The sequence below is a fragment of the Flavobacterium hungaricum genome, assembly GCF_015182285.1.
Lineage (GTDB): Bacteria > Bacteroidota > Bacteroidia > Flavobacteriales > Flavobacteriaceae > Flavobacterium > Flavobacterium hungaricum.
The window spans coordinates 532,291-553,569 of the sequence record NZ_PRDM01000005.1; the positions used below are offsets into that span (position 1 = coordinate 532,291).

At 38.7% G+C, this 21,279-nt stretch carries 1 protein-coding gene; it reads right to left on the reverse strand.

The window, feature by feature from the left end:
• Window positions 1–26 precede the first annotated feature (26 nt).
• Window positions 27–21,218, reverse strand: coding sequence for a T9SS type B sorting domain-containing protein (locus C4F50_RS21735; RefSeq protein ID WP_194140745.1), 21,192 nt, complete (start codon window positions 21,216–21,218; stop codon window positions 27–29).
• Window positions 21,219–21,279 lie beyond the last annotated feature (61 nt).

Consider the following 21,279-nt stretch of genomic DNA (forward strand, 5'->3'; position numbering starts at 1 on the left):
ATAACATCATAGGGGCAATTATTTTGTTATCTGTATAAAGTGAAATGTCCAACAAACTCTCTATTGTCTTTTTCATCATTCAGTTTAAGAACATACCAGTAATCACCTGTTGGTAATTCTGCACCGTTGTATCTACCATCCCATTTCTCTCCTACATGGTACTTAGCAACTACACGTCCGTATCTGTCAAAGATATCGAAAGTTAAGTTTTTGTAAGCCAATGCACCACAAGCTGGACCAATTAAATCATCACGTCCGTCTCCGTCAGGTGTGAAGTAGTTTGGTAAACAGAAATCGTAGAATGTTCCTGGAACTTGAATTGTCGCCTTACAACCATTGCTGTCCATTACTGTTACATTGTAAAGACCTGTTTCATAAATTCTATATGAATTTGATGAAGTAAACGGTTCATTGTTGAAGCTGTAAGTATATGGAGCAACTCCACCAGAAGCTTTAACTTGAATTGTATTTAAGTCTTTATTAAGTGTCTTCGTAACATCTATCAGTGTTAAAGGCTCTTTTACAACGATAGCAATCGTGTTAGATACTTTTGCACAATTTTCTAGTTCAGCTCTTACACTGTAGTTTCCAGAAGCAGGAATTCTAAATACCGGATTTCCTGTTTGAGTTGCTACAACTGTAGTTCCATCTAATAATAATGTGTAAACGATCTGTGCTTTTCTAGCTTCACTTATGCTTGAATCTACAGTAACTGTGATCTTAACAATTGGAAGGTCATTTTCACACTCATAAGCTTCTTCAATAACTGGGTTTAATGTTACTGGCACCGGCATAGAATTACTTGTTAAGGTAATCATACATCCGTTAGCATCTTTGATGTAAACAATATGTTGTCCTCCTGAAAGACCTGTAAAACTAAAGTAGTTTGTTGTACCAGCATCTGGGTTGATAAATGGCCCGTCTTCGTCATCAATACTTGCTGTGTATGGCGCTGTTCCAGAAGTGTCATCAACTTCAACGTATATAGCTCCATCTTTATCACCTGCACAATATTCAGGGATCATCATGTCTACTAACTCCGTTGCTTTGATAACTGTTGGCTGTGTAATTGTTATTGTTTCAACAATACTACATCCGTTATCATCTTTAACAACGATTTGGTAGTCACCTGGTGTTAATTTTTCAAAGATCGCTATTGTATCAAACTTATCTAAGTCTGGGTAAATCGCGTATTGGATTTTACCTGTTCCACCAGAAGCAATCACTTCAATTTTACCGTCATTCGCACCAAAACAAGTTACATTGTGAGGAATAAATTGCGCTGCGATCGGTGTTGCTGGCTCTTCGATAGTAATCACATCACTTGTAAATCTACAATCATCGCTTACTACAAGTATTCTGTATGTACCGAATACTAAGTTATCAAATGTTCCATCTGCCTGAGCTGGTCTTACTACATTTCCAGCATTGTCAAGTAATGTGTAAACGTAGTTTCCTACTCCACCAATACCTTCTGCAACAATTGATGCACTTGCTTCACCTTTACATTTAACCACTGCACTTGATTTATTAATCTTAAGATTAAGTGGAATCAATGCTGGGTTTTCAATTTCATTTGTAACAAATGAAGTACATCCATTCGTATCTGTTATGAAATATTTATAGTTTCCAACTGGTACATCAAATGTAATTGATGCCGCAGATGTGAATGAACCTAATGGTGTAACTCCGTCTGTGCTGTATGTATAAGAACCTGTTCCGCCAGTAGCACTCAATGTAATTTGTGCTAGAGTGAGACATGTCTGCGTTCTTGATAATACGATCGCACCTTCTACTCTTGTTGGGTTGCTGATAGTAATTTCAGTAGAAGCAGCTTGACAGCTGTATCCGTCTGTTACTGTAACAACATATCTTCCTGCTTTTAATCCTGTAAATACTGGATCAATCTGCGGTCCAACAATACTAACTGGATCATCAGAAACTACTGTTAATGTGTATAAGTAGTTGCTTCCTTGTCCGCCTGTTGGCTGTGCTACTGTGATCACTCCGTTGTCATCTCCATAACAAGAAAGTACAGATGCGTTTGCCGAAGCAGATACTGTAATCGGAGCTGGAACAACTAGTGTTTCGCTTGCGCTTACAGGACAATCTTGACCGTCTTTAACATTTACTGTATAAGTACCTGCAGATAATCCGCTGAAAGTAGATTGAGTAGAGTAATCTACCACAATCGTAGTTCCGTTCATTAACTGATACTGATAAGTACCTAACCATCCGCCGGTTGCAGTAGCTGCAATTTCGCCGTCGTTATTTCCAGTTACACAAGTAATGTTCGATTTGTTAAGCGTCAATGCTAATGCTGCATTTGGCTGTTCGATCGAGAATATGTTGGTAACTGTACAATATGGTCTTCCTACTAATGTAGCCTGAACTGTATATTGACCAGCAGTTAAACCTGTTAATCTTACAGGACCAGCATTTGTTGAAGTTCCGCTACTTGGTACAGGACCAGTAACTACATAATTAAAGATTCCTGCATCATCTGTTGGATCTAATTGATTGTCAACAAAAGTAAGATCAATAATTCCGTCTGCTGTACCGAAACAGATTTTTCCGTTTACAGCTACTGCTTTAATTTCAAAAGTATTCGCATTGTTTACGTAATGTATCTTCTGAATAGAGCATCCTGTTGCAGGATTTGTAACTGTGATCACGTAATTTCCAATTGTTAATCCAGTGAATACACCAGTTGTATTTGATTGGTTATACGTGTTTCCATCTGTACCCGCAATGTTATAATTTAAAAGAGCTGGTGTACCACCTGTACTTGTTACCGTAACTGTAACATCTTCGTTAGAGATACAAGTCATCGGTGCATTTACAGTCACATTCACAGCATCTAAGCTGATGAACGGATTCACTCTAATGATTCCTGTTGAAGAACCCATACATCCTTTATCATCATATACGTTTACAGTATAAGTACCACCTGTATGATCAGATTCTGTGTATACATTCTGTGGACCTCTTTGTACTGATACTCCATTTTTAAAGAATTCATAAGTAGTGTAGTTTCCAGAACCTCCAGTAACTGTACTAACTGTAATCGTTGCATAATTAGAAGTGTTAGTTCCAGAAGTACAACCGTACTGAGCGATAACCGGAGCTGCTACAGCAATAACATTTGGCTGAAGAACTCTGAAATCTTCTGAAACAACGCAACCTCTTCCTGAAGTTACTCTTACTGTATAATCTCCCGCTTCTAGATTAACAAATACATTGTTTGTCTGAGCTGGTCTGTTTACCGCTGCTCCCGTAGCTGATGTACCAAATAATGTATACGTGTAAACAGGGTTATCATTTACTCCTGGCGCATTTGGCGCTATAGTAGCTGTAATCGTTCCGTCTGAACCACCTCTACAAGAAACCGGAGTTCCCGTTAGATCAAATCCTGTAATTGGCGTTGCCACTGGAATTTCTACCGTTACATTAACTGAACAATTTGTATTCACATCTCTTACACGAATAACGTGTGTACCTGGTGCAACACCTGTGAATGTTGTTGGCGTAGTTGAGAAAGCAATACCACCATCAATAGTATATCTGTAGTTTCCTGAACCTCCTGTTGCAGCAGCTCTAATTTCTCCATTGTTTAATGTACAGCTTGGTAATGCCAAGATTACTGTTTCAAGCTGTAATGCTGGAGAAATAGTTACTAAAGCTGGTACCGTTACTGTACATGCATTAGCATCTCTCACTATTACATCGTATGTTCCTGCAGCATTTACTGTAAAAGTAGGACTGCTTTGGAAACCATTTCCAATACTGTATTCGTAAGGTGCCATACCTGATGTAACTGTTACAGTAAATGTATATTCACCTGTTGGTGATGGACACTGACTAGCTACAGCAGCTGTAATACCGCTTGGCAGTGGGTCTGTTCCGATTGTAATTGGAGTAGAGGCTATACAACCTTTAGAATCCATCACATAAGCTGTCCATGCTGTATTTGTCGCAGGATTCAACACAGCACTATTACTGTTAGAATAATCCGTTGACGCTGGAACAGCTGTTCCTGACATAAATGCATACATATAATTTGGAGTTCCGCCCGCAGCTGTTACGCTTACTTTGGCACCTGTATTACAATTTGCATTTACGTTTGTTGCTGGAGTTAAAGTTAATGCATCTGGCTGCGTTACTGCTACTGAAGCAGAAGCTCTACACTGCGTTACATTATCTACTACTTCAACTGTATAATTTCCAATAGGTAAGTTTGTTAATGTAACTACTTTTCCTGTTTGGGTAAGTGTTCCTGTTGTTGGACCTCCAATTAATGTCGCTGTGTAAGCTCCACCAAAGTTATCCACATCAAATTTCACAGATCCGTTTGATTCTCCATTACATATCACATTATTTACTAATTGACCTGCGATAGTAATGTTTACTAATGGATCTACTGTATAAGTCTCTTGATCTTTACATCCGTTTGCATCTGTTACTTGGAATATGTAAGTACCAGCTGTTAAACCTGTAAATATACCATTAGAAGCACCTGTAACATTTCCTACTGCACTTGCAGGAGAAAGTATTTCAAAGTGTAATGTTCCAACTCCATGAGAGTACGCAATAGTAACAGTACTAGTTGTACTTGCTGCTGGTGCACAATAAATTGGTGTTCCAGTTACATTGTCAATTACCGGCGCATCTAAAGCTGGAATTGTAACCGATACTGGTGCTGTAATAACACATCCGTTGGCATCTCTAACATAAGCAGTAACTGTTCCTGGTGTTAAAGTTGTGTACGTGTTAGTATCACTGTAATCTGTTCCTCCGTTGAAACTGTATTGGTAAGGAGAAGTTCCCGTTCCAGCTGTTACGTTGATCGTAACAATTGCTGCCTGAGCTGCATTTCCTGTTCCGCATGTTAAACTTTGAGTCAATACCGCTGTCGCTGCAAGAGCTGTTGGCTCTGTGATAGTAACTGGTATAGTTACAGTATCACAGTTTTTAGCATCTTTGACAACAATTGTGTAAGCACCTGCAGTTAAACCTGCAAAGATATTTGAAGGCTGGAATGTTGTTCCTCCATCGATACTGTATTCGTATGGTAAGATACCATTTGCTGCAGTAACAATGATGCTTCCGTCGCTTCCTCCTGTACATCTAACATTAGTTTGTGTAAAGGTAGCTGTTGGAGTTGTTCTAGGTGTAACTGTAACTGGTACAGAAACTGCCTGACATCCCTGGCTGTCTGATACTCTGAAAATATAAGTTCCGTCTACTGTCGCTGTATAAGGCGATGTTGCTGGAACATACAATCCTGAGTTGTAACTAACCTCAAAACCATTGTAAGTTTGAGTTCCTTGAGTCGCAAGTAAAGTAATTACTGCTGCTCCTGTACAAGTTAAATCTTGTGTCAAGGTAGCTTCTAATAACAATTCTTGATTCAATGTGTAAGGCGTTGAAACAATACAGCCGTTTCCGTCTTTAATATAGAATGTATAGTTTCCTGGTGCATTCAATACAAAGTTTGGACTTGACTGGTATTGATTTCCAATACTGAACATTGGCGTACCAACATAGGTTCCTGTAATAGTAATATTAACTGGACCTCCTGTATAGCAGTATGGTGCTGCTGCTGGAGTAATTGTTGGTAAAGCGTCTCTGCCTACTGTAATGTCAAGTTTCATTGGACATCCATTAGCATCAATTACATAAGCATCCCATTCTGTAATAGTCGCATCTAAAACAGCGCTGGCAAGTGTATCGTAATCTGCTGGGTTTGGAGTAGCTCCGTCCGGCACAAACTGATATCTGTAATTTGGAGTTCCGCCAGAAGCGATTACTTCAACTCTTGCTCCGAAATTACAATTTGCATTAATGTTGTGTACTAAATTAAGTGTCAATACTGGTGGTTCTGTAACAGTAACTGTAGCAAATGCTGTACAGTTTGTCGTGTTATCTGTAACCGTTACAGTATAGTTTCCAGGAGCTAATCCTGTAACATCAACTGTATTTCCTGTTTGAACCAAAGCTCCTGTACCTGCTGTTAACGCAGCTGTATAAGCTGTTCCGAAGTTTGCAACTGTAAAGCGTACTGCTCCGTTTGCATTTCCGTTACAAGTAACATTGCTCACCAATTGACCTGCAATGGTAATGTTTGTTACTGGAACAACCGTATATGATTCCTGATAAGTACAGCCATTAGCGTCTGTTACCTGGAATAAATAAGTGTCTGGAGTTAATCCTGCAAATGATGGAGTATTTTGTTTAGCAACTACAATAGGAGATAAAATCTCGTATTGAAGTGTACCAACTCCATTTTGTACATTACTAATTGTAACTGTACTTGTTGTATTTGCCGCTGGAGCACAATAAATAGGTGTTCCTGAAATATCCATATCCGTTGGCTTGTTCAACGCTGGAATAGTAACCGTTACTGGTGCAGTAATAACACATCCGTTAGCATCTCTAACATAAGCAGTAACTGTTCCTGCTGTTAAAGTTGTGTACGTGTTAGTAGCACTGTAATCTGTTCCTCCGTTGAAACTGTATTGGTAAGGAGAAGTTCCCGTTCCAGCTGTTACGTTGATCGTAACAATTGCTGCCTGAGCTGCATTTCCTGTTCCGCATGTTAAACCTTGAGTCAATACCGCTGTCGCTGCAAGAGCTGTTGGCTCTGTGATAGTAACTGGTATAGTTACAGTATCACAGTTTTTAGCATCTTTTACAACAATTGCGTAAGCACCTGCAGTTAAACCTGCAAAGATATTTGAACTCTGGAATGTTGTTCCTCCATCTATACTGTATGAGTATGGCAAGATACCATCTGCCACAGTAACAATGATGCTTCCATCGTTTCCTCCTATACATCTAACATTCGTTTGTGTAAAGGTAGCTGTTGGAGTTGTTGTAGGTGTAACTACAACTGGTACAGAAACTGCCTGACATCCCTGGCTGTCTTCTACTTGGAAAACATAAGTTCCTGCAGCTGCAGCCGTGTAAGGCGATGTTGCAGCAACAAATGGACCTGAGTTATAACTAACCTCAAAACCATTGTAAGTTTGAGTTCCTTGAGTCGCAAGTAAAGTAATTACTGCTGCTCCTGTACAAGTTAAATCTTGTGTCAAAGTAGCTTGTAATAACAATTCTTGATTCAATGTATAAGGTGTTGAAACAATACAGCCGTTTCCGTCTTTAATATAGAATGTATAGTTTCCTGGTGCATTCAATACAAAGTTTGGACTTGACTGGTATTGATTTCCAATACTGAACATTGGCGTACCAACATAGGTTCCTGTAATAGTAATATTAACTGGACCTCCTGTATAGCAGTATGGTGCTGCTGCTGGAGTAATTGTTGGTAAAGCGTCTCTGCCTACTGTAATGTCAAGTTTCATTGGACATCCATTAGCATCAATTACATAAGCATCCCATTCTGTAGTAGCCGGGTCTAAAACCGCACTTGCGAAAATATCGTAATCTGCTGGGTTTGGAGTAGCTCCGTCCGGTACAAACTGATATCTATAGTTTGGAGTTCCGCCAGAAGCAATTACTTCAACTCTTGCACCGAAATTACAATTTGCATTAATGTTGTGTACTAAATTAAGTGCCAATACTGGCGGTTCAGTCACTGTAACCGTAGCAAATGCTGTACAGTTTGTCGTGTTATCTGTAACCGTTACAGTATAGTTTCCAGCAACTAATCCAGTAACATTAACCGTGTTTCCTGTTTGAACTAAAGATCCTGTACCTGCTGTTAATGCAGCAGTGTAAGTTGTTCCGAAGTTTGCAACTGTAAAGCGAACTGCTCCGTTTGCATTTCCGTTACAAGTAACATTGCTTACCAATTGACCTGCAATGGTAATATTAGTAACAGGTTTAACTGTGTATGATTCTTGGTACGTACAGCCGTTGGCATCCGTAACTTGGAATAAATAAGTATCTGGAGCTAATCCTGCAAATGATGGAGTATTTTGTTTCGCAACTACAATAGGAGATAAAATCTCGTATTGAAGTGTGCCTACTCCATTTTGTACATTACTAATTGTAACTGTACTTGTTGTATTTGCCGCTGGAGCACAATAAATCGGTGTCCCTGCGATATCCATATCTGTTGGTCTGTTTAACGCTGGTACGTTAACTCCATTAGTCAATGTAAATATACATCCATGAGCATCTTTCACTAAAACATTAAATGTTGTTCCAGCGTAAGTTTCATAAGTATTAGCATCTGTGTAAGTAGTTCCATTGTCGTAGCTGTACTTATAAGGAGCTGTTCCTGATCCTGTTGGAACAGTGATCGTAACAACTGCTTTTGTTGGTGCATTTCCTGTACCACAAGCTAATGGCGCTGTTATCGCCGATGTCGCTGTTAAAGCTGATGGCTGTGCAATAGTTATCGGTGTACTAGAATAAGTACAAGATTTAGCATCTCTCACAGTAATGATATAAGATGTTCCTGCGCTTAATCCTGTAAACACATTAGATGCTTGGAAAGCTCCTCCATCTAATTGATATTGGTATGGACCAAATCCTGAAGTAACCGTTACAGTAATTGTTCCGTCTGAACCTCCATTACAAATCACATCTGTCTGAGCAGTTGTAAACACAGCTGCAGGCAATGGATCTAATGTAAACGTAGTTGTAGCTTGACAAGATGCAGGTAATTTAGCATCACTTACTCTAAAGATATAATTTCCTAACACACTTGTAGAAAGTACATTTGAAGCCATCGTTGTATAAGACGTTCCTCCATTTGTAGAATATTCGTAAGTATATGCAGTATTATAACCTCCCGTAGCTGTTAATGTAATTTCAGCATTTGGTGTACCTGTACAATCTAATTCTCTAGTCAATTTAGCTTCTAAAAATAATTGTGGTTTCACTTCGAAAGTAGTAGTCGCTGTACAACCGTTACCATCTTTAATTACCAAATTATAAACTTTTGCAGCATTGAATGTAAATGTTGGACTTGTTTGGAAAACACTTCCGTCTACACTATAAGTAGCTCCTCCAACAATCGCTGGATCAACTGTACCTCCAATAGTGAAGTTAAATGCAGTACCATTGTAACAGAACGCTGGCGGTGCAATAATGGTAGGCTCATCGTCCTTGTCTAAAGTCACCGTTGCAGATTTAATACATCCGTAGGCGTCTTTTACATAAACTGTATAAGTTCCTGCATCTCTATTAAATGTATTTGCAGGTACCCATCCAAGAGTCGCTGCTGTTGGAGCAGGATCTGTTGATGGCAATAGTAAATACATGTAAGGTGAAGTACTTGTAACAGTACCGTCTTTAGCAATAGCGGTTATAACTCCAGAAGCTGGATTACAATTCGCGTTTTTAGAAACAGAAGCTGTAATAGATAAATCAATCGCAGATTCAGTAATATTGAATGATGCTGTACCGATACTACATCCGGCATTTGTTGCACCAGCTGTTTCTCTAATTACTACAATATAGTTTCCGAAAGTCAATGGCCCTAGATTTGAAACCGTAAGACTTCCGTTAGCTGGAACACTTCCTGTTCCAACAACACCAGTACTAGCCATAGACTGAGAATTATAAATCTCGTAACTAATTGGCGTAGCAGCAGGATAAGTACTATTTACTGTGAATGTAACATTTCCGTTTGCACTTCCTTTACATGTAATGTTATTTGAAGTAAGTGCAGTAGTTGTTAATGTTGAATTTGTTGGAATTGGCATTGTAGCTGTTTCAAAATAGTAACAACCTGTCAAAGCATCGTGTACAACAAAAGTGTACTGAACCCCTGGTATTAAGTTCGGAATTGTCGCTTTTTTACTTCCAGGATTTACTCCTGCAGGAACTCCTAGAACATCTTCGTCATACCAAGGTAAAGCAGTCGGTGCTGTATAAGTCATTCCTGGTCCTGTGTAAACAGCAAAGTGGAAAGGACCATTACCAGTAATATTTGTTGAAGTTGCTCCAATTGCTACAACTGCAGAACCTAAACTTGAACAATTTGCTGGTGGTGCAGTAACTGTAATATCTAAATCTTGTGGAGGAGATGCAACTAATACATTTTGGATTAGAACTGAACATCCGTTTCTATCCACAACATTAATTTGGTACAATCCGAAATCAACAACATTAAAACTAACTGAAGTTGTTCCTAAATTGTTTAATTCAGAATTGTTGTATCCATTTACCCCAGTAACATAATAGTTATAAGGACCAACACCGCCTGTAACGCTGTCAACAATAACAGAACCTTTTGAAATACCTGTTGTCGTGTTACAAGTAATAGGCACTGCGTGATGAGCAACGCTTATTGGCAATGGCTCATTTATAGTAATAGTTTCTGTATCAAAACATCCTCTAGCATCTGTTACAGTAATTGTATAATTACCCGCAGCTAGGCCAGAAGTTTGTGTTCCATAGTCTGTTCCAGTAGTATTGTTCAAGACATTGATTACAAATGGAGCTAATCCTTTTGTAGCATCGTATGTCACAGAAATAGCTGCAGTATCCTCACCACTACAATTAATTGTTTGTGTTTGCGAAACAGCCGTAATTTCTGGTGTTACTGTCGGCGTTATAATTACAGCAGAAGATGTTGCAGTACAACCTCTAGAATCTGTTACTGTAAATGTATAACTGCCTGGTGTATTTGTTGTAAATACATTTCCAGCAAATGTTCCTGTGTTTGGAGAACTCGTGTATGTGTAAGCAGCTGCTCCACCTGCCGCAGTCAAAGTAACTTGAGCTGCTGTTGGATTTGAACACGTGATATCTTTATCTAAAATTGCAGATAAAGTTAAAGGATTATTTACAATCACTACATTACTGTCTGCAGTACAACCATTACCGTCTTTAATTCTAACGGTATAATTTCCAGGAGTTGTAATAACAAATGTATTACCCGGTTGATATGAAGCACCATTGTTTATGCTATAGCTTAATGGAGCAACCAATCCAGCTCCTGGAGTTGCTGTAATCGTATAGCTTCCCACACCAAAACATTGTCCTGTTGCACTAGCTGTTACTGTAGGGACAGCATCTCTTGTAATTGAAATATCTAATTTGAATGAACAATTATTAGCATCTAAGATATAAACATCCCAGTTAGGAATTGTTGGATCCAAGTTTGCTTTATTATTGTTTGTATAAGTTCCTGCAGGATCTCCATCGTGTACAAATGAATATCTGTAAACTGGAGTTCCGCCTGTTGCTGTCACTGTAACTGCAGATGTAGTTACAAAACAGTTTGCATTAACCGCTGTATATCCAGCAGTTAAATCTGCTGCAGGCTGGTTAATTGTGATTGATTCTGTTTCAGAACATCCTGTAGTTTCGTCTGTAACAACGATTACATAATTACCTGCTGTCAAGTTTGGAATATTAACAATAGCAGCAGTATTTCCTGTAACAGCGGTTCCGCCATTTACAGTATAGCTGTATGTAGAAGTAGCAGCAAAACCAGCAACCTCTAATCTTATAGATCCTGTATTACCTCCTCTACAAAGAACATCGCTTGTTTTCTTTACAACTAAGGTAATTGGAGTTACTGGATTAATAGTATGTGCTTCTGTATAATAACATCCGTTTGCATCTGTAACTCTGAACATGTATGTTCCAGGAGCTAATCCTGCAAAACTGTTAGAAGTTTGTTTAGCAATAATTACCGGAGACGGAGCAATTGTCTCGTATTGCAATGCACCTACTCCATTAGTAGCTGTTAAAGTAACTGTAGTAGTTGTAGCCGTACAAGTAACCGCTGCTGCCGCAAATGTTAAATCTGTTGGTGGGTTTAATCTTAAAAGTGTACCGCTTCCAGAAACTATACATCCTTTTGCATCACGCACTTCGTATGTGTAAGGCTGATCAACTCCTGTGTCGTTTAATGTCAAAACATTATTAGAACCAAAACCTTGTCCATTGAATCTGTATTGGTAAGGAAGTGTTCCTGTTCCAGCTGTAACATTTACAGTAACTGTTCCTGCTACTTTACCGTTTGCAGTATTACATGTAAATCCAACAACTGATGTAGTAGCCGCTAATGTTAATGGCTGTGTAATTGTAACTGCCACAGAACCGATACATCCTTTACCGTCTTTTACATAGAACGTATAAGAACCTGCTGCTAATCCTGTAAATACAGGGTTTACAGTAAATCCTGTTGTTGCATTATTACTGTAAGTATAATCTCCAGCCCCGCCTGCACCTGTAAGGGTTACAGAACCGTCTGAATTTCCGTTACATGCAGCCGCTACCGGAACTGCTGTTACAGTAGGATTTGAAATTGGGGCAACTGTTGCTGTTGCTGTTTTAGAACATCCGTTAGCATCTGTAACTACAAATGTATACGTGTCTGCATTAGCAGCAGTAACCGAAAGTGTAAAGTTAGGTCCCGTTATTGGAGCACTTGGAGCGCTCACTGTACCAGAACCTTTTTGAACTGTATAAGTAAATGGTGCTCTTCCGCCTCCAATCAATACGGTAATAACCGCATTTGGAGAAGCACTACAATCTAATTCTTTAGTAATGTCACCTACAGCCGTTAATTGCGGGTAAACCACAGTTGCTGCTGGAGCAGAAGCTGTACAATTATTTTTGTCTTTAACAGTAACAGTGTAAGAACCTGCTGCTACTGTAAAAGTAGGAGATGATTGGAAGTTTGTTCCATCGATACTGTATGTTAATGGCGCCAATCCTGTAGCTGCAGCTGTAATAGTAAAACTAGTTCCAGAAGCAGTACATTGATTGTTTACTGTAACATTAGTAACAGCCGGCAATGCATCTACAATAACTGTAACTGTAGATTTAGCTGTACAGCCGTTTACATCTTTAACATAAACATCCCAAACACGATCTGCGCCTGAATTAGTGTCTACTGTTAAAATGTTACTGTTTCCATACGCTGAAGTTGGAACAGTTGATGGGTTTTTCGCGAAAGCGTAAGTATAATTAGGGGTCCCGCCTGAAGCAGTAACCGTAATTTGTGAATTGTCATTGTTACAGCTTACATTGGTAGCAGTTGGCAAAGCAACTGTTAATGCAACGGCTGGCTGATCAATAACAATAGCTGCTGTACCAGTACATCCTGTAGCAGTGTCTGTAACCTGAACCGTGTAAGTTCCCGCTACAGCATTTGTCAATGTTAATACATTGCCTGATTTTGTAACGGTTCCTGTAGCCGGAGTAATAGTATAAGTATACGCACCTGCTGTTGCAATTCCTGTAACAGTGTAAGTTCCAGATCCTGTGTTTCCTCCTCTACAAAGAACATCGCTTGTTTTTGCTGGAGTTACTACAATTGGGGTAGCTGGATTAATCGTAAATGCTTCATTATAGTAACATCCGTTTGCATCTGTAACCTTGAACATGTATGTTCCAGGAGCTAATCCTGGGAAACTGTTAGAGGTTTGTTTAGCAATAATTACCGGAGACGGAGCAATTGTTTCGTATTGTAATGCTGCCACTCCATTCGTTGCTGTTAAAGTAACTGTAGTAGATGTAGCGTTACAAGTAACCGCTGCTGCCGCAAATGTTAAATCAGTTGGTGGGTTTAATCTTGAAAGTATTCCGTTTCCAGAAACTGTACATCCTTTTGCATCACGTACAATGTATGTATAAGGCTGGTCAGCTCCGTTGTCGTTTAATGTTAATACATTTCCAGAACCGAATCCGTTTCCGTTGAAACTGTATTCATACGGAAGTGTTCCTGTTCCAGCTGTAACATTTACAGTAACTGTTCCTGCTACTTTTCCGTTAGAGGTGTTACATGTAAATCCAACAACTGATGTAGTAGCCGCTAATGTTAATGGCTGTGCAATTGTAACTGCCACAGAACCGATACATCCTTTACCGTCTTTTACATAGAACGTATAAGAACCTGCTGCTAATCCTGTAAATACAGGGTTTACAGTAAATCCTGTTGTTGCATTATTGCTGTAAGTATAGTCTCCAGCGCCGCCTGCACCTGTAAGGGTTACAGAACCGTCTGCATTTCCGCTACAAGCTGCCGCTACCGGAACTGCTGTTACAGTAGGGTTTGAAATTGGGGCAACCGTTGCTGTTGCTGTTTTAGAACATCCGTTAGCATCTGTAACTACAAATGTATACGTGTCTGCATTAGCAGCAGTAACAGAAAGTGTAAAGTTAGGTCCAGTTATTGGAGCACTTGGAGCGCTCACTGTGCCAGAACCTTTTTGAACTGTGTAAGTAAATGGTGCTCTTCCCCCTCCAATCAATACGGTAATAACCGCATTTGGAGAAGCACTACAATCTAATTCTTTAGTAATGTCACCTACAGCCGTTAATTGCGGGTAAACCACAGTTGCTGCTGGAGCAGAAGCTGTACAATTATTTTTGTCTTTAACAGTAACAGTATAAGAACCAGCTGCTACTGTAAAAGTAGGAGATGATTGGAAGTTTGTTCCATCGATACTGTATGTTAATGGCGCCAATCCTGTTGCTGTTGCTGTAATAGTAAAACTAGTTCCAGAAGCAGTACATTGATTGTTTACTGTAACATTAGTAACAGCCGGCAATGCATCTACCACTACTGTTACAGTAGATTTAGCTGTACAGCCGTTTACATCTTTAACATAAACATCCCAAACACGATCTGCGCCTGAATTAGTGTCTACTGTTAAAATGTTACTGTTTCCATATGCTGAAGTTGGAACAGTTGATGGGTTTTTCGCGAAAGCGTAAGTATAATTAGGGGTTCCGCCTGCAGCAGTAACCGTAATTTCTGAATTGTCATTACTACAGCTTACATTTGAAGCAACAGCTGAAGCAACTGATAATCCAACAGCTGGCTGTGTGATCACAATATTCGCTGAACTCGTACATCCTGTAGTATTGTCTGTAACCTGAACTGTGTAAGTTCCTGCTGCAGCATTTGTCAATGTTAATACATTGCCAGATTTTGTAACAGTTCCTGTAGCTGGAGTAATAGTGTAAGTGTAAGCACCTACTGTTGCATTTCCTGAAACGGTATAAGTTCCAGATCCTGTGTTTCCTCCTCTACAAAGAACATCGCTTGTTTTAGCTGGTGTTACTACAATTGGAGTAGCAGCGTTAATCGTAAATGCTTCATTATAGTAACATCCGTTTGCATCTGTAACTCTAAAATTGTATACCCCTGAAGCTAAACCAGCAAAAACACCTGTCGTATTGGTAGCTGCTGATCCTGCAGGAGATGTGATAGCAAAAGTTAATGGAGCAACTCCATTAGTTGCTGTAGCTGTAACTGTAGTAGTTGTAGCTGTACAAGTAACCGCTGCCGCACTGAAAGCTAAATCAGTAGGAGGGTTTAATCTGTTGATTATAATAGTTTGAACTGGTGTTTGACAACCTTGAGCATCTTTTACTACGTAAGAGATTGTTTGGTTTGTACCATTATCTGTTACAGAAAGCGTACGTGTGCTTGTAAATGTTGTACCTCCATCAAAACTATATTCATAAGGTGCTGTTCCAGTTGTAGGAACTGCTATTGTAACTGTAGCAGCTTGTTTTACGTTTGAAGCATTACAAGTAAATGTAGTTGCAGACGCAGTTGCTGTTAAAGTAGTTGGCTGTGTAATTGTTATTGTTCCAACAGCAGACTTACAACCTTTGCTGTCCATAACTTGGTATGAATAAGTTCCAGCTGCTAATCCTGTGTAATTAGACTGCGTGATAAAAGCAGTAGGTACTGGTGTAGTTGTACTGCTGTAGAATAAATAAGAATATCCTCCAGAGCCTCCTGCACCTGCTAATTGTACAGATCCTGTTGATGCACCATTACATGTTGCATCTACTTTTTGTGCATCAACTGTAGGATTCACAATAGTATTTACTATTGCACTTACTGTAACAACACAACCTTTAGAATCTGTAATTTCAAAATAATATGTATCTGCTGTATTTGCTCCCGTGTAAACAAAAGAACTTCCTGTTACAGCAGTACTAGATCCGTAAGATCCAGTTCCTTTTCTAACTTTATAAGTAAAACCACTTGTTCCTCCAGTAATAGTAACTGTAATAGAAGCATTTGGAGTGGTTGTACAATTTAACTCACCAGTAATCTTCGCTTCTCCTTGAAGTTGTGGTGCAATAACAATATTACTAACTGTTGCTGTACAGTTATTACTATCTGTTACAACAATATTATGTGTTCCTGGGCCAACATTCGTAAAGGTATTCGAATTTTGTGGTGTTGCTCCGTCTAAACTATAAGTTAACGTTCCAGTTCCTGTAGCCGTAACTACAAGAGTAGATTGATTTGTAGTATCATAACATAAATCTGAAGTCGCTGCCAATGATGCTGTAGGAGCGTTTGGAGCTACAACCGTTACCGCCGCAGATGCAGAAGATACACAAGTGTTTGAATCTCTAACTACTACAGTATAGGATCCTGTTGGAACATTTGTAAAAATACCTGTTGTTTGGAAAGGTGTAACAATAGTAGCACCGTTCATTAATTGGAATTGGTATGCTGGTGTGCCGCCTGTAGCACCAGCCGTAATTGTTGCTCCTGTAGTACAAGTTGCTTCTTTTGTAACTATTGCTGTTGGTGCAATAGCTGTTGGTGCCTTAATAACCTGAGTTAATGGGAATACACAACTTGAAGCGCTATTATCATAACGAACTCTAATATTATAAGTCTTACTGCTTAATCCTGTTGCTGTAACTGGAGAAACTTTAGAGTTAATCCATGTAGCACCATTATCTAACGAATAATCAAATCCGTAAGGAAGATTAAAGTTTTGAGCCGCAATAGTGATTTCTCCATTATTAGATCCAACACAAGTTAAATCCTTAAATCCAGTAACTGAAGCTGAGAATGCTTTATTACTATCAATAACGATTGGGAAATTCTTTTGTGCAATACAAGATTCTGGAATTTGACGTACCCAGATATCATCTATAAGAACGTCATTTCCGTTAAATTCATTACTGTAAGAACGAATAACAAAACTTAAATTATTATATGCTCCTGGATTAAGAGACAATTCTTTATACTCCCATTTTTCAGTTTTTGGAACAACCCAAGGATTAGCTGTATCTGTTGTAGCAACAATTGTTTCTGTTCCTCCAACTCCATTTAAGTTATTAACTAATTGGATTGTCAGCTTTGGATCTGCATGAGAAGTAGATGTTTTTACAATTAAGTTTTCTGCCCATAATGAAATAATTACAGGTTGGTTTATAATAACATCTTTGATTGGTTTACTATATAAAATACCACCAATACCTGCAGAACCTCCTACGTTCACACATAAGAATCTTCCAAGAGGATGTGCTGGAAGTGTATGATCTTTAGCAAAGATCCAAGAATTTCCAAAATTAGTTTTAATAGAACTTGCTACTGCGTACTTACCATCATTAATTTGGTAATCATTAAAGTCACCACAAGGATAACCAACTGGGTGCGGTGTAGATTCGTCCTCAAAACAATATGCAGGGTTAATACCTGGAGTAGTTGTATAAGTACCTTTACCAAAATCTTCTTGTAATAAGTTACTATAAGTTGATACTGTAGTTACATTATATTTTACAGAAACTGTATGGCTTCCTGAAGGTACGTTAGTAAATACATTATTTGAGATTGGAGTATTAGCAACTCCGTCAAGATAATATTCATAAGAGTAATTAGAAGAAGTTCCGTTTGTAACTGTAACTGTACTTGTTGCAGTACCATTACAATTAAATACTGGGTCTTCTACTCTAATAGTCGGATCAGAAGGTCTAGGATCTAAAATAATGTCATAAGGAATGGTATAGGTACATCCTAAAGCATCTCTAATTACTAAGATATAAGTTCCTGGTAAAACATTCTTTTCATTAGAAGTCTGCCAAGTTGCACCACCATCAAAACTATATTGGTATCCTGGAGTTCCTCCTTGAGCATTATTAATTCTTAATTTTCCACCTTGGTTAACACCGCTTCCATCTGGAAGTGTACAACCTGCCAATGCGGCAACACCTGCAGAAGCTGTAAGAGCAGAACTTGGTCCAGTGATTGTCACATTTTCAGTTGGTCCAAAACAATCTTGTGTAGCCGAGTTTGGCCAGTTTGTAATTGGGTAAGTAATGCTGTATTTTACTTTAACTTTATAATTACCTGGTGATAAGTTAGAAAATATTGGACTTGCTTGGTAAGTTCCACCATCGTTTATACTATATGCCATAGTATAACCATTAGCATTGGTCAAGTTTATTCTAATTTCTGAACTTCCATCGTAACAATTACTGTTTGTATGCGAAACTGTATAAACAGGTGCTGGCAATGAAGCAACTTTTACTGTAATTGTTTTTTCACAAAGTTTTGAGTCACGAACGCGTATTACATAATCTCTCGCTGTCGGGGTTAAGATAATAATTGCATTCTGATCGTAATTATCATTATCTGAAGATGCCTGCGGTGTAGTCGAACCATCTACAAAGAATGAATAACCGCCGCTGCCGCCACTTGCCGAAATTTTATATTTTCCTTCACTACATGCTGTAAGTGGTGTAATTGCATTCGCTGTAAGAATAATTTCTGAAGCTGGATTGTTGATATATTTTCCTGTGCTTCCTGAACACTCTTTTGTGTTTCCGTTCATCGTGTAAACTTCAACAGTGTAGTATTTTCCAGGAGCAGGAGTAAATGTATATACGTTTGCAGTAATAGGACCAACTTGCTGAATCACTGTACTACCATCAAGAAGAACAAAGTAATAATTTGCAAAACCTGCAGTTGCACTTACCGTGATACTTCCATTTTCTCCATAACAATTTGGCTGTTCGTTAGGGTTCTCAACCTTAGGATCCATTGTCAGCGAAAGAATCTCGATACTATGCGATTTATAAACACAAGTATTCGGAACATTTTTAAGTCTGTAGTTGATCACATAATTTCCAGCCTCCCAAATATCAAAAACATTACTGTCTTGGTAATTTGTAGTATTACCATTGGCTCCAAGTTTGGTCAAACTGTACTCGTAACCAGCCAATAGTTGTGCTGTAATATTACCTTTATTATAACAGATAATGTTTTTATGAGTTTCTGTAATCGAAACGTCACTTTTGTAAACATTAAAATAATAACGGTTAATACAACCATTTACATCAATGGTAACGCGATAATAACCCGCTTCATTAACTGTAAATAACGAACCATTAGCTCCCGCAGAAACCCACGTACAGCTAGTTCTTTCGTCCGCACAAAGTTCAGATAAATCTGTTGGTCGCGCACAAGTCGTCTTTTCCCAGACAATGGTAGCGCCGCTCAAATTCAGATTGATTAATCGCGTATCGTTAGAACCACAAAGGTAAATTTTAGGTAATGGCTTACCATCAATTAAACACCCAGTGATTGTACCGTCAGGATTTCTATTATCTGCGTAAGGTATAATTGGGTTTGTTCTTACTCCGCCTCCGTCTACAACCGTAATAATTTCTTGCAAATCGATACATGGAGGGTTTGCAGTATTGTAAACATAGTAAGTTCCCGGCTGTGTAATTGTCAAAGTCTGGTTTGTTCCGATTACAGGAGTTCCAGAAGAATTTGTAGACCAAGAATAACTTTTATATCCGCCAGATGCAGATATTGTCATGCTTGTTGTACAAATTTCTGTTCTTCTATTTTTACACGCATCCAAACCAACCAAAAAGTTAGTCGACTGCGGTACAATATTACATCCCGCTGTCGAAGCATAACTGCTGTCTCCGTAATTAGTACCAGAACCGCCGCGATCTCCAACATAGGAGGTCATTGCTGTATTCTGAATAAGATTAGAACAAGCATCTGTTAATTTAGAACAATCGTCTACAACCTTAACTTTAAAACGAATTTTATATTCTGGTGATCGAGTAGGAAGCACCGCTACATAACTATTCGGAATTGTAAAAGTTAATGTTCTTGTTGTTGGATTGTATTGAACAAAAGAATTACCAGCTGCCGTAGTCGGAATTGTCATTCCAGGCGGTAATTCTAAAAGATCTGATGGAAAATTAAAATCAGTATTAATAGGAAGCTTATCCGTAATAGTAAATGATTTCGCATTATCATTTCCTTCATTTTTGAATACTAATTCATAACGAAGTTCTTCTCCTAATGTAACATCTTTACCACTTGCATCATTGTTATTAATATCTTTTACCCCTTTGGTTAAAACAATTTTCGGAGCAATGATATCAACCGAGAAAGCGGTAAAATAATAAATAAAGACATCCGTATTTGTCGCCAGAGTTATGGTTGCCGAGGTATCATTATTTTTGATAATTCCAGCCGAAGGATCAATATCGATAACCCCAGTATCAAATCCAAGGGTATTGGTACTTTTTGGTGTTCTATCGAGATAAGCTGAATTTAACGTATTGATCGTACTGTTAAAAAAGTTATTAGCGTTTCCTATTCTCGGTCTTGTTGGCGGTGTAATAGTCGTTCCGTTTATTTGAAGATAATCACCTGTATAACCTAAATCCCCTTCAAGCGCTGCAAATGCAAAACGTGCCTGAACAGGACCTGTAGGAATGGTTGTAAAACCAGTAATGGTGGTGTTATTTGGCCCACCCCCTTGTTGTCTTGCAGTAAAACCGTTAAAAGTAGATATGGCTTTAGTCGGCAGACTCGAATCTTCATAAACAATAAAAAGAGACCAACCGGCAGATAAACCAGTTCCTCCATTAGATCCTTCACTAGAAATTACGTTCGCAACCGTATAAGTACCATTCGGATTTGTCGCGCTCAATAAATTAGTAACATCGGCAAAGCAAGCATAAGCCTGAGTATTATCAGGATTAATACCACCCGCACGAGTCGTTATATCATGAATAATCGTTCCAGTAATATCTTGATAATTACTGTTAGATGTATTAGGTACCTTAAATTTTACCTTATTAATATTAGCCCTGTTAGTACCGTTTAATGTTGCTGCCCAATACAGTGCTGCGTAGGCAACTCTGTAACAAGGTGAAGCAGGAGCCCTGTTGTTGGGTACCGTAAGATTGGCACTACTTGAACTAAAAATTCCAGCTGTAGCTCCATTGTCGATATTGATATAACGCATATCAAAGTTACCATTCAAACCAGTTCCGTTGTAATCATCATTCGGACTTGCAGTAACTTGACCCTGTCTGTTGGTTTCCCGTCTGTTAAGAATGTTATTCCCGATAACAAGAATATCTCCTTTGAGCTGTGCATTATACTCCCTATCGAATGTCTTTAGGTTCTGAGACATTACAATATCGCATTGCAAAAACAACAAAAATAAAATTGCAATTTTTAGAATAGTAGGTTTTTTCATGGTATTTACTTTATTGGGCCTCGCTCTCTGTCCTAAGGGGCATTAGAACAGAAAATTTTGG

What these genes read in the sequence shown, in the direction of transcription:
- C4F50_RS21735 (WP_194140745.1), bottom strand. Translation starts at nt 21,218, where the DNA reads ATGAAAAAACCTACTATTCTAAAAATTGCAATTTTATTTTTGTTGTTT.